Here is an 11,879-nt window from a genome sequence, read left to right as displayed (position 1 = left end):
GTCCCCGGCGCGGGGGGGGGGGGGGGGCCCCCCCCCCGGGGGGGGGGGCCCGGGGGGGGGGGGGGGGGGGGGCGGCCCCCCCCCCCCGCGGCTCCGGCCGACCAATCCGTCAAACCCATTGACCGACATGCCGGCAGAAGACTGGACGGATGCCCCCGCCGGAGGCATCGTTGCCCGCGGTTGCTCCGCGACGACGACCGTCATGAGGGTGGGTCAGTGCATCCGGGTGAGTCAGTGCAGGACCGGACCGAGTCACGCCTGGACCGCATCCGCGGCTCCGCTCCGCCCAGGCGGCACGACGCGCGGACCATCGCGGCGCTGACCCGCAATCCGGGTTGCGCGCGCCGCGGGGTGCTCGACGCCGCCGGCGTCGACAAGGACCTCCTGGCCCGCCAGGTGGGCTTCCCGGCCGCCTTCGGCCAGTCGCGCTTCGCGATCGTCCGCGGCAACGTCTTCGAGGCCCGGGTCAAGGCCGACGGCTGCGCCGACCTGCTCCGCATGTTCCATGAGTGCCTCGGGATCGAGCCCGGGGGGATCGAGTCCGGGGGAACAGCGGCGGGCGAGCCGCTGCTCGTCACCGGCGACGCCGAGCCCGACGAGACCCTGGCCGCGCGCCACGAACGCACCGTCGCCGCACTGCGCACGGCCGGCGGTACCGACCGGCCTGTCCTGATCACCCACCCGCTGCTGCGGCTCGCCGTCGGCGGCCAGGACGTCCACCTCGAACCGGACCTCGTCCTCGTCCGTCCCGGCGGGCTGTTCCACGTGGTCGAGATCAAGTCCTTTCCCGTCATCGACGGCCAGGCGGAGGGCGAGAAGGTCGCGGCGGCCGCCATCCAGGCCGCGGTCTACGTCCTGGCGCTGCGCCGGCTGCTCGGCCGGCCGGACGCGGTGTCCCATGACGTGGTCCTGGTGTGCCCCAGGGACTTCTCGAACGCCCCGATGGCGACCAGGATCGACGTCCGGCGCCAACTTCTCGTCCTCGACCATCAGCTCGCCCGGCTCAGCGCCGTCGACGCGCTGGTCGCCGCGCTCCCGCCGGACCTGACCTTCGATCTCGCGCCGGGGCCCGACGGCCGGCCGACCCGCCCCGCGGCCGAGCTCGCCGCCGGGCTCAGCCGTCTCGACGCCCGGTACACGCCGGACTGCCTCTCCATGTGCGAGCTGGCGTTCCGATGCCGGCACGAGGCCGCGGGCCGGACCGCCGCGCTCGGCGCGAGCGTGCGCGAGGAGCTGGGCGGTGTCGAGACCGTCGCCGAGGTGCTCGAGCTCGCCGCCGGCACCCGTGCACCCACCGCGGACCAGGCCGAGGCGGCCGACCGGCTGCGCACGACAGCCCGGATGTACGCCGCGGGACTCGCGGCGGGACCCGCCACCGAACACGCGGCGGGGGATCGCGGCCCGACCCCATGACGGCGATCAGCTCGTACGCCCGTGCGCTGGCGGCGGCGTCCGGAACCGCGGTGCCGACCGCCACCGTCCGGCACGTGCACCTCGCCGCGCGCCCGCTGATTCTCGTGCCGCTGGCGATGGCCGGTGAGGCGAACGCGCCGCTGGCCGCCATGGTGGGCACCGAACGCGAGCGCCCGGAGCTGCTCGTCGTGCCCCAGCCCCGCAACCGCGACCTGCGGTTCACCTTCGCCGCCCGCCTGGCCGAGATTTTCCTCCCCTACGTGCTCGGCTTCGCCGCTGACATCGAGGAGCTCACGAACGGGCCACGGACCGTCGACGCGCCGCAGCTGATCGTCCCGAACCAGGCCGGGGTCGCGTTCGTGCGGCTCTTCGGACGTTCCACCCGGTTCCGCACGACCACCGGCGACTACGCCGTGGAACCGAGCGTGCCGCTGCTCGGCCGGTGGCTCACCTTCTTCGCGGAGCGGGCCGAAGTGCCCGGCTCGTCCCTGATGCGGGCGGCCACGGAGATGCTCTCCCTGCACTGGGCGACCGGGCAGAGCGCGCTGGAGGACGCGAACCTCGCCGCGCTCATGGGCTGGATCGACCCGCCCGCGGGCGCCGGCGGCCCGGCCGCGGCCCGCCTGGCCGAGGACCCTCGGCACTGCCCACCGGCCGGCCCGACGACCGACCCCGGGTTCGACAACGAGGTGCTCGCCCCAGCGATCGCGGCCTACGACGCCGTGACGGACCCGTCCCAGCTGCCCGACGCCGTGAAGCGGCTGGAAGAGGCGCTGCACAGCCAGCTCCGGCCGACCTGGGACCTCGTGTGGCGCGCCCTCGACCGGCTCCGCGCGCTGCCCGGCGGCGCGTCGGTGCCGGGGCGGTGGGAGATCGACCGCTCCCGGTACACCGGATTCCACACCTACATGATCGAGGAGGGCCTGCCGCAGGCCCGGCGGGACGGCGCGGTCGCCGCCGCGCGCCGCCTGAACCGGATGGAGCGGGCCCAGGCCTCCTACGACGCCGAACGCGCTTTCGACGACCCGCTCGTCATGGCCGACCACCGGGTCACCGGCGAGGCGTTCCTCGGCTCGGTCGTCGCCGTCGACCGTGATCGCAGGGTGCCCAACGGACGCGGCAAGGGCCGGCTGGTCACCCGCCCGCTGGTGACGCTGCGCACCGAGGACCCGGTCCGGCTGGCGCTCGGCATGAAGGTCGTCGCCACCCGACGCCGCCGGCAGGAGTGCGTCGTCACCGCCCTCGAGCCGTGCGACGCCGGCATCCTGGTCACCCTGGAGGCGCAGAACGGGATGGGCCGGTCGGCGGCGCCGGCCCCCGGTTCCGTCCCGGAGGTCGGCGAAAGCCTCTGCTACAGCAGCGTGCTGGCGGACGGCGTCCGCTCCGCCACCATGCCGGAGGCGGAGGACACCCCGTGGACGCACGGCGGCCCGCCGCAGCCCTACGAACCGAGCGAGCAGGACACGGCGGAGGCCTGGGAGTGAGCACAGCTTCGGTGACCTCGTCGGCCTCGGTGACCTCGTCGGCTTCGGCGGCGGAGGAGGCCGAGCGGGTCATCCAGGCGATTTTGGGCGACCTGCGGCGCGGCCACAGCCGCGGGGTCATCGTCGACTCGCCGCCCGGCGCGGGGAAGTCGACCCTCGTCGTCCGGGCGGCCGCGGTCATCGCCGGGTCCGGCGAGCCGCTGATGATCGTCGCGCAGACCAACGAGCAGGTCGACGACCTGGTGGAACGGCTCGCCGCGCGGCTCGCCGACGAGGTTCCCCACGCCCGGGTCGGCCGGCTCGGCCGGGCGGGATACGCGCCTTCGGCCCGCATCGCGAACCTGCCGAACATCGTCACCGCCAGCGACATCGCCGGTCTCGGTGATCCCGAAGTGACGATCTCCACCGCGGCGAAGTGGGCGTACGTCCGGGAGGGGACCTGGCCGTGGGCCATCATCGACGAGGCGTACCAGATGCGCTCGGACACCCTGCTGGCCATCGCCTCCCGCTTCGAGCGGGCGCTGTTCGTCGGTGACCCGGGCCAGCTCGACCCGTTCTCGACGGTCGCGAACGACCGCTGGCACGGCCTGGTCTGGAACCCCACCCAGAGCGCGGTGGCGGTGCTCCAGCGGGCGAACCCCGACCTGCCCGTGCACCGCCTGCCCGTCTCCTGGCGCCTGCCGCACACCGCCCAGTCGGTCGTCGCGGACGCCTTCTACCCGTTCGTCGGCTTCCGGACGGGCACCGGCCCCGGCGAACGCGCCCTGACTATCCCGGGCCACGCCCGCGGCCCCGCCGACGAGGTGCTCGACCTCGCCGCCGCGACCGGATGGGGGCTGCTCGAGCTGCCGGCCCGGCACACCGTCCGCACGGACGCCGAAGCGGTGAGCGCGGTGGCCGACGTCGCCCGGCGGCTCGTCGAACGCGGGGCGACCGCGCGATCGGGCACCGACGAACGGGCCGTCACCCCCGACCGGGTCGCGGTGGGAGCCGCCCATCGCGACCAGGTCGTCGCCATCCGCGCGGCGCTCGGTGACCTCGCCGACGGCGCCGGGCCGGGGCAGGTCGTTGTCGACACGGCCAACCGCCTGCAGGGGCGGGAGTACGACGTCACCGTGGTGCTGCACCCGCTTTCCGGGCGGCGTGACGCGACCGCGTTCCACCTTGAGGCCGGCCGGCTGTGCGTCCTCGCCTCCCGGCACCGGCAGGCGTGTGTGGTGGTCGCCCGGGCCGGCATCCGGGACCTGCTCGACACCCATCCGACCAGTGACCCGGTGCACCTGGGGGAGCCGGTGAAGTTCCCGGACGGCTGGGCCGCGAACCAGGCCGTCCTGGCCCACCTCGCGTCCAGGAGCGTCCAGGCCGGCGGCTGAGGTCAGCCGCCGAGCAGGGGAAGCCGGTGCGGGTGGCTCGCCGCGCCCCGATCGGGGCGCGGCTCACGCCGCCAGGTAGCCGCGGCGGACGGCGTCACCCACGAGCTGGCTGATGTACTCCCACAGGGCGTGCGAGCCCTCGGAGATCACGCGCTGGTGGGCCAGGACGTCCTCGGCCCGCACGCCGTGGGTCTGCCAGCTCCCGCCGCCCGTCGCGTAGTTCAGGATCAGCGGCTGGACCCGGTCCAGGGCGCGGGCGAAACGCGCGTCGGGGGTGCGCCGGGCCTCGAACTCCTCCCACAGGCTGCGCAGCTGCACGGCCTGATCCCGCGGCAGGCGGGGGAACAGCTGGTCGGCGGCCGCTCGCTCCCGCGCCTCCTGCTCGGCCGCCCCGGCGGGATCGTAGAGAAACGTGTCCCCCGCGTAGATCTCGACCAGGTCGTGGACGAGCAGCATCCGCAGGACGCGGCCGGTGTCCACCTCCTCGTCGGCGTACTCGCCGAGCACGATGGCCATCATGGCCAGGTGCCAGGAGTGCTCGGCGTCGTTCTCCTGGCGTGATCCGTCGGCGAGCACGCTTTGCCGCAGCACCGACTTGAGCTTGTCGATTTCCAGGATGAACGCGAGCTGCCGCGCGAGGCGTGAGTCGGGTGCGGAGGGGAGAGTGGCGACCGGTTCACCCGGCGAGGGCTGTGACTTCGCTTCTCCTGAGAGCGGGGACTGCGACACCTGGCCTCCTCGTATTGCCTGCGCCTGCCGGCCGCCGTCCCGCCGTGCCCGCGGTCCGGGTGTTCGCCGGCTCGCGGGCAGGCTGGGAACCGGCGCCAGCCCTCAGTGTGCGCGGATTCGGGGGTAGGTGCGTCATCTTGCGGTGTGAACAGAGTCCGATCATCTATCGGGTTGACAATGATGCGGTCATGGTTGATTCCCGCCGTGCCTCCATTGCTCGTGCGTGGAGAGTTGCTCCGGGGTCTAACGGAGAGTGATCACGGTCTCGAGATAGGTGGCCGGCAGCGCGACCGCGTCCTGATCGCCGCGGTACCGGTCCCAACGTCGCGCGAGGTCCGTGAGATCGGCCGCGAGGTTTCTCCGCTCCGTCGGGTCGAGCGACTCGAACGCCACGTGAGTCGGCCCGTACCAGCGTCGGAAGAACTCCACGAACTCCTCCGCGGCCGAGAACCGGAAGGTGCAGATCCGTTCGGTCGAGCGGACGTCGGCGATCGCACCGCCGAAGAGATCGGCGAGGTGCGGCTCGGTTCCCCACAGCAGCGGGGACGGCACCCCGGGCGGGCCTGGGACGCGTGCGGTGATGACCCGGAACATGTCGCCGATGAACCCGTCTGGTCGCCATGACGCGAGTGCCACCGTCCCGCCCGGGCGCGCGGCACGCACGATCTCGTGGGCGGTGCGCTCGTGGTCGGGAGCGAACATCGCGCCGAAGGCACTGAGGACCGCGTCGAACGAGTCGTCGTCGACCGGCAGGTCCTGGGCGTCGCCGACGCGGAACTCGACGTCGAGACCCTCGGCGCCGGCACGCGCCCGCGCGTCCGCGAGCAGCTCGGGGACGTAGTCGATGCCGACGGCCCGCGTCCCGGACCGGGCCGCCGCGATGGCCGCGTTCCCGGTGCCGCAGGCGACGTCCAGCACCTGCCAGCCTGCCCGCAGGTCGGCGGCGTCGGCCAGCAGCTCACTCGTGAGCACGATGCGGGACGCGACCATCGCGAAGTTGCCGCTGGACCAGACCCGTTGCTGCCGGGTCGTGATGTCGGCCAGGTCCGGTCGGGCCGGTGGGGTCTGTGTGGTGGCCATGAAGGTGCTCCTCCCGCGGGGGTGCCGTGTGGGCACGACGTCGTCGGCCACGAGGATGCGTCGCGCACGATCCAACCGACGAGTACCGATCCCGTACTGGTCCTGCCCGTGCTGTGTTGGTACCGTCCGCCGTCCGTGAATCCGCGGTCCGGGCGCGGTCCCGGCAGGCAGGGCAGGGCGGGGTGGGACGGCGCAGGGCGGGGCCGTGGGCTCAGGCCGGGGCGCAGACCGGTACGGGATCTGTACTACCGCCGGCGCCCGCCCGGTGCGACCATCCGGGTATGGCCCGCCACGCCGAGTACTGTCCGATCGCCGTCGGCGTCGAGGTCGTCGGAGACCGATGGACGCCGCTTGTCCTCCGCGAGCTCAGTGTCGGCGCGAGCGGGTTCAACGAGATCCACCGCGGCCTGCCGAGGCTGAGCCGGACCCTGCTGGCGCAGCGGCTGCGGACGCTCGAGCGGCGTGGCCTGGTGCACCGCGCCGCGGCCGTGCCGGGGCGGCAGGTCCGGTACTCGCTGACTCCGGCTGGAACGGCGCTGACGTCCGTGGTCTGGGCACTCGGCCAGTGGGCTGCGGAGTGGATGTTCGGAGACCCGAGCGACGAAGACTGCGACGGCCTGACCCTGATGTGGCGCATGCACCAGTGCGCCGTAGGGAGCGAGCTGCCCGACCGACGGACCATCGTGCATCTCGTCCTCACCGGCGCCGGAGCGGCCGAGGGGTGGCTCGACATCGACGAGCGCACCGTGACCGTGTGCCGGGAGGACCCGGGCCGGGACGTCGATCTGACCCTCGAGGCCGAGACCGCGCACATGCACCGTTGGTTGGTGGGGGTCGCGTCCTTCCGCGAGCTCACGGTGGACGGGCACGTGCGCCTGCATGGTCCCGCCCGACTCGTGCGGGCGTTCCCGGAGTGGTTCAGCACCACCGCCTTCGCCGAGGGGCTGCGGCGGGGCAGGTTACGCCGCGATCAGGAGGCTGTCTCGCCCTGAGGTGCCCCGGCCGCGGGCCTCGGGCCGGCCACGCCGGCTGGCTCGGCCACGTCGGCCAACTCGGCCACGTCGGCCAACTCGGCCATGTCAGCCAACCCGTCCATGTCGGCCGATTCGGCCCTGCCCGCCGATTCGTCCAGGTCTGATTCGTCCAGGTCAGCTGAGTCGGCGATGCCCGCCGGCTCGGCGATACCAACCGATTCGGCCATACCCGCCGACTCCGCCAGGCCAGCCGAGTCGGTGGTGCCCGCGGCCCCCGCCGGCCGAGGTGTCTCGGCCAGCCTGGCGGCCTCGGTCTTCGCCGCTTCGGCCTTCGCGGCCTCGAGGCCGGACATGGTGCGCAGCGGGACCTCGCGCAGCAGCAGCGCCAGCACCAGACCGAGCACGAGGACACCGACGCCGACCAGGAACACCACGTCCATCGCGTCGGAGAAACCGACCATGAACGGGTGGGCGATGGCCTTCTCGATGGACTGGAGGAAACCGGTGTCGTCCAGCGAGCCACTTGAGGTGACCTGCTGGAGCTGGTCCGGGTGCGCCGCGGCCGCCGCGGCGAACTCCGGGGTGCCCTCGGCCGCGGAGTAGGCGTCGGCGATCCTGGACGGTGCGGCACCGAAGAGGATCGAGAGGAATATCGCCGTCCCGAGCGTGCCGCCCATCTGCCGGAAGAAGGTCGCCGAGGCGGTCGCGACGCCGATGTCGCGTGGCGCGACGCAGTTCTGCATGGCCAGGACGAGGGTCTGCATGTTCAGCCCGAGCCCGGCGCCGAACAGCAGCATGTACAGGTCGGTCTGCCACAGGGGGGTGTCGGCGCCGACGAACGACAGCAGGCCGAGTGCGACGAGCAGCGCCACGCATCCGATGATCGGGTAGCGGCGGTACCGGCCGCTGCGCGCCGTCAGCCGTCCGGACGTCATCGACGCGGCCATGACCCCGAACATGAGCGGGAGCAGCAGGAGGCCCGCCTTGGTCGGCGACGCGCCCTTGACGATCTGCAGGTACAGCGGGAGCGCGGCCAGCCCGCCGAACATACCCATGCCGACGACGATCGAGAGCGCCGAGCTCACCGAGAACGTGTGGATGCGGAACAGCCGCAGGGGGATCAGCGCGTCGTCGCCCATCCGCCGCTCGGCCAGCACGAAGCCGGCCAGGCCGGCCACGCCGATCACGTAGCAGGCGATCGAGGCGATCGAGACCCAGCCCCACTCGCGGCCGCGCTCGGCGACCAGGAGCAGCGGGACGACCGCGGCCACGATCGCGCCCGTACCCCACCAGTCGATCCTCGTCGACCCCCGTTGGGTGGTCGGGCGCAGCACCCTGTTGACGACGACCAGGGCGATCAGGCCGATCGGGACGTTCACCCAGAAGATCCACCGCCAGCCGGCGAGGCCGAGCACGCTGTCGCGGCCCGACAGGAAGCCGCCGATGACCGGACCGGCCACGCTGGAGGTCGCGAACGTCGCCATGAAGTACGCCATGTACTTGGGACGCTGCTGCGGCGACACGATGTCCGCCATGATCGACATTGCGAGCGCGAAGAGCCCGCCGGCGCCGAGGCCCTGCAGGGCTCGGAACCCGGCGAGCACGTACATGTTGGACGCGATCCCGCACAGCACCGAGCCGACGATGAAGATCGAGATCGCGAGCATGAACAACGGCTTGCGGCCGTAGATGTCGGACAGCTTCCCGTACAGCGGCGTCGTGACAGTGGAGGTGATGAGGAAGGCGGTCGTCACCCAGGCCTGCGCGGACAGCCCGTGCAGGTCGTCCCCGATGCGTCGGATGGCCGTCGCGACCACGGTCTGGTCGAGCGCGGCGAGGAACGTCCCGAGCAGCAGCGCGGTCACGATCGTCATGATCTGCCGGTGGCTGAGCCCTCCGCTCGGTGCCGCGGGCGTCGGCGCCACGGTCTCGGTGGTCATCGGCAGTCCTCCTCTGTCGAAGGACCGGTGCCGGTGTCGCCCGAGGGTGCGTCGTGGGCGTCCTGGGTCCTTGTCATTCCGGACAGTGCGCTGGTCGGCTTCGTCGTCCAGGCGGGCTGGTGGGCCTCCATGTCGTCACCGAACCGGCGCAGCATGGTGGCGAAGGTGACGAGGTCCTCGCTGCTCCAGCGGGCGAGCATGCCCTGGTAGCGCTCGTTGCGAACCTGGAGATGATCCCGGTAGACCTGCTCGCCGGCCTCGGTGACATACAGCACCACCGCCCGGCCGTCGTCGGGGTCGGCGCGCCGCTCGACGTAGCCGGTGCGCACCAGCGCGGCGATCTGCCTGCTGACGGTCGACGGGTCGGACTGGACCGAGGTCGCGAGGGCGCCGAGGCGCATCGGGCCGCCCGCGGCCAGGTGCGAGATGAGGATCTGCGCCGCCCACTCCACGTCGTGACGCGCCTTGGCGAGGAGCTGGGCCCGGGCGCGGGTGAGCCCGCGCATCAGCCGAGCCAGATCATCCGCGAGCTGCGCGACCTGCTCTTCACGTTCGATCGGGGTGTCGTGCGGGGCGGTGGCGATCATGGGTGCCCTGCCGCCGGGTGCCTTGCTGTCTGTGGTCGCTGTCTCGTCCATGCTCGCGGAGCTCTCCCTGCCGTCGGTGGCCGCGGTGTCTCGTGAACCGCCGGCGTCGACCGGCGACGGCTAACGTGGTCGGCAATTGGCTGCAGCATACAATTAACGCCCCGGCGAATGGCGACCCCGCATCACGCCGTGTTTAAGTGATCTGACTCACAGTGTCTCAAGGGTAGGCCTGGTCAGAGGGTCTGGTGATCAGTGGACCATGGAGCGCAGCACCGTGTCGGCCTTCAGTGAGAGCTGCTCGGCCTGGGAGAGGAGCGCATCAGCCCGCGCGTCCAGGGCACGCTGCGACTCGGTGAGCTCGTGATCGGTCAGGACGTCCGCCGCGTCACCCAGGCCGGCACCAGCACCCGTACGCGGGCCGGTGCCCGCCTTCGGGCCGGTTCCCCTGCTCGCGCCGTTTCCCGTGCTCGGGCCGGTCCCGTTGCCCGGTGCGCCGCCCGGCTGACCCTGCGCACCGCCGGGGCCGGCGGCCCGCGCCAGTGGCCGGCCCTCCCGGGGCAGGCGGGCGGCGGTCGCCGCCCGCCGCGGGTGTGACTCGATCCCGGGGGCACGCCGGGGCCGCGGCGCCGTCCCCCGGGGCGGTCCGGTCTCCGGCCGCCCCGTGGTGGCATGCCCGGCGAGCCCCGGCTGCCCAGGGTGACCTGGCTGCCCGAGTCCAGGATGCCCGGAGTGGCCGTTGGCCTCGTGTGTTCCGCCGGGCCCGCGCCGGCCGCGGGCCGCGCTCCGGTCGGCCGCCTTCTTGCCGGCGCCGGCCGCGCCCCTGCCGCCCGAGCCCTTCCCTGCCGGGCTCTTGCCGGCCGAGCGCTTCCCGGGCGAGTCCGTGTCAACCGAACTCTTGCCGGCCGAGTCCTTTCCCGTCAGGCTCTCGCCGGCCGCGCGCCCGGAGATCGTGGCCGCTTTCGCGCTGGCGGTGTGCAGCGAGTGGATGCGGGCGTCGAGCCGGTCGCGGTCGTCGACCAGCTTCGCGAGCTCGCAGTGGATGCGGTCGAGGTCGTTGTGCAGGCGGCGGCACTGCCGGCGCTGTGCGCGGTCGGTGCTGGCGCGGCGCCCCCGGCTCAGGTCGGTGCGCAGCGTCTCCAGGTCGCGGTGGAGCAGGTCCTCGAGTCGGGAGAGCTGGCCCTGCGACTGGCGGGCCCGCAGCCGGGACAGCTGCCCGGTCACCAGCGGCGAGGTCGCGAGCGTCCGCACCCCGAAGATCATGATCATCAGGCCGGCGATCTGCCCGGCGACGGCGAGCGGCCCGACCCGCAGCATCCCGCCGAGCAGGAACACGCCGATGGCGACGCCGGCGAGGGGCTCCATGCTCACCGCGGCCGGCAGCGAGGCGGGCAGCGGGGCCATCTCGTAGGCGCTCTGCAGGAGCAGGCCGCTGGTCAGCGCCACCACGACCACCGCGTACGTCTGCCACGAGGTCGGCAGTGCGCCGATCCCGGACGTCTCCACGAGCCTGCCGACCCCGCCGACGAGGGCCCCCTGCAGCGCGGAGAGCAGGCCGGCCCCGCCGGCGAGCAGGGTGGCGCGGCGGGCCGGGTCCAGCCGGCGGGTGCCGAGCACCGCCCACGTGGCCAGGCCGCCCACCGACGCGCCGGTGAGGATCCAGCCCACGGTCGTCGCCGCGTCGACATCACCCTGGTGCGGATCCCCGGCGAGCAGGAAGGTCCCCAGGCCGAGTGCTGTCGCGGCCGCGGCGGCCCAGTCGCGCCGCGGGACCCGTCTTCGGGCCCAGACGGCCGCCAGCGGCAGCGCGAACAGCAGCTGGCACACCTGAAGTGGGGCGACGAACGCGATCGTCGAGCGGGCCAGCGCGGCCGCCGACGCGAACGTGCCGATCGCCGAGAGGCACACGCCGACGTCCCAGAGCGGACGGCGGACCAGCCAGAGCAGCAGCCTCAGCCGCAGCACGTTCTCGGGCGGCGCGTGGAACGCGACACGCTGCTGGATCACCGCGGAGATGCCGAAGCACACCGCGGATACCAGGCCCAGCAGGTAGGTCGTCACCATCTCTAGTCTCGTCCCGCGCCGGGCGGCGCTGTCTGTGAACATCCTGCCCGATCCACGGAATACCGTGGCAGGCGCCTTCCGGAGGATCACCACCGGATACAGGTGGTTGATCCAGCCGTGTCCGGTTGGTGGTCTCTTCGCGTTTCTGACCCCCGACGCGCGCGGGGGGTGAGGGCCCGCCGGCCACGCCGGAGGCAACAGTATGGGACGGCACCCTGACCCGCGGCCACGCGGGAGC

General features: G+C 73.2%; 9 protein-coding genes. 4 read left to right on the top strand and 5 right to left on the bottom strand.

The window, feature by feature from the left end:
• Nucleotides 1–234 precede the first annotated feature (234 nt).
• The 3 genes from MXD62_RS33005 to MXD62_RS32995 are packed head-to-tail and all read left to right on the top strand — an operon-like array spanning nt 235 to nt 4,270.
• Nucleotides 235–1,413: a hypothetical protein gene (locus MXD62_RS33005; protein ID WP_248833270.1), complete on the top strand. Its 1,179-nt coding sequence runs from the start codon at nt 235–237 to the stop codon at nt 1,411–1,413.
• On the top strand, nt 1,410–2,897 hold the full coding sequence (locus MXD62_RS33000) for a hypothetical protein (protein ID WP_248833269.1): 1,488 nt from the start codon (nt 1,410–1,412) through the stop codon (nt 2,895–2,897). The genes MXD62_RS33005 and MXD62_RS33000 overlap by 4 nt, the downstream gene beginning before the upstream one ends.
• 29 nt (nt 2,898–2,926) lie before the next feature.
• Entirely contained in the window at nt 2,927–4,270 is a 1,344-nt protein-coding gene (locus MXD62_RS32995) for an AAA domain-containing protein (RefSeq protein WP_368862485.1), read from the top strand.
• Nucleotides 4,271–4,333: 63 nt separating this feature from the next.
• On the opposite strand, the gene MXD62_RS32990 is transcribed toward MXD62_RS32995, so the two are convergent.
• Both MXD62_RS32990 and MXD62_RS32985 read right to left on the bottom strand, forming a co-directional pair.
• A complete protein-coding gene (locus MXD62_RS32990) occupies nt 4,334–4,999 on the bottom strand; it encodes an HD domain-containing protein (RefSeq protein WP_248833267.1) in 666 nt (221 codons plus the stop codon).
• A gap of 243 nt (nt 5,000–5,242) precedes the next feature.
• A complete protein-coding gene (locus tag MXD62_RS32985) occupies nt 5,243–6,079 on the bottom strand; it encodes a class I SAM-dependent methyltransferase (protein WP_248833266.1) in 837 nt (278 codons plus the stop codon).
• Nucleotides 6,080–6,360: 281 nt separating this feature from the next.
• Between MXD62_RS32985 and MXD62_RS32980 the strand changes: the two genes are divergently transcribed.
• Nucleotides 6,361–7,071, top strand: a complete 711-nt coding sequence (locus MXD62_RS32980; protein WP_248833265.1) for a helix-turn-helix domain-containing protein — start codon at nt 6,361–6,363, stop codon at nt 7,069–7,071.
• On the opposite strand, the gene MXD62_RS32975 is transcribed toward MXD62_RS32980, so the two are convergent.
• The 3 genes from MXD62_RS32975 to MXD62_RS39515 all read right to left on the bottom strand — a co-directional run bounded on the left by MXD62_RS32975 (nt 7,050) and on the right by MXD62_RS39515 (nt 11,641).
• The gene (locus MXD62_RS32975) at nt 7,050–8,993 is read right to left on the bottom strand and encodes an MDR family MFS transporter (RefSeq protein WP_248833264.1); all 1,944 of its coding nucleotides are present in this window, start codon (nt 8,991–8,993) and stop codon (nt 7,050–7,052) included. The genes MXD62_RS32980 and MXD62_RS32975 overlap by 22 nt on opposite strands.
• Complete coding sequence (locus MXD62_RS32970; protein ID WP_248833263.1) at nt 8,990–9,631, bottom strand: MarR family transcriptional regulator; 642 nt, start codon at nt 9,629–9,631, stop codon at nt 8,990–8,992. The genes MXD62_RS32975 and MXD62_RS32970 overlap by 4 nt, the downstream gene beginning before the upstream one ends.
• A 198-nt stretch (nt 9,632–9,829) precedes the next feature.
• Entirely contained in the window at nt 9,830–11,641 is a 1,812-nt protein-coding gene (locus tag MXD62_RS39515; protein ID WP_285224274.1) for a DMT family transporter, read from the bottom strand.
• Nucleotides 11,642–11,879: the final 238 nt, after the last annotated feature.

Origin of the sequence: Frankia sp. Mgl5, from assembly GCF_023242985.1 — a bacterium.
Lineage (GTDB): Bacteria > Actinomycetota > Actinomycetes > Frankiales > Frankiaceae > Parafrankia > Parafrankia soli.
The sequence above is the reverse complement of the archived record's forward strand: the minus strand, read 5'-3'. Positions and strand labels throughout refer to the sequence as shown.

Bases quoted from the DNA above. Each gene is read 5' to 3' on its own strand.
- MXD62_RS32980 (WP_248833265.1), top strand. From the start codon at position 6,361: ATGGCCCGCCACGCCGAGTACTGTCCGATCGCCGTCGGCGTCGAGGTC.
- MXD62_RS32985 (WP_248833266.1), bottom strand. From the start codon at position 6,079: ATGGCCACCACACAGACCCCACCGGCCCGACCGGACCTGGCCGACATC.
- MXD62_RS39515 (WP_285224274.1), bottom strand. From the start codon at position 11,641: ATGGTGACGACCTACCTGCTGGGCCTGGTATCCGCGGTGTGCTTCGGC.
- MXD62_RS32970 (WP_248833263.1), bottom strand. From the start codon at position 9,631: ATGGACGAGACAGCGACCACAGACAGCAAGGCACCCGGCGGCAGGGCA.
- MXD62_RS33000 (WP_248833269.1), top strand. From the start codon at position 1,410: ATGACGGCGATCAGCTCGTACGCCCGTGCGCTGGCGGCGGCGTCCGGA.
- MXD62_RS32975 (WP_248833264.1), bottom strand. From the start codon at position 8,993: ATGACCACCGAGACCGTGGCGCCGACGCCCGCGGCACCGAGCGGAGGG.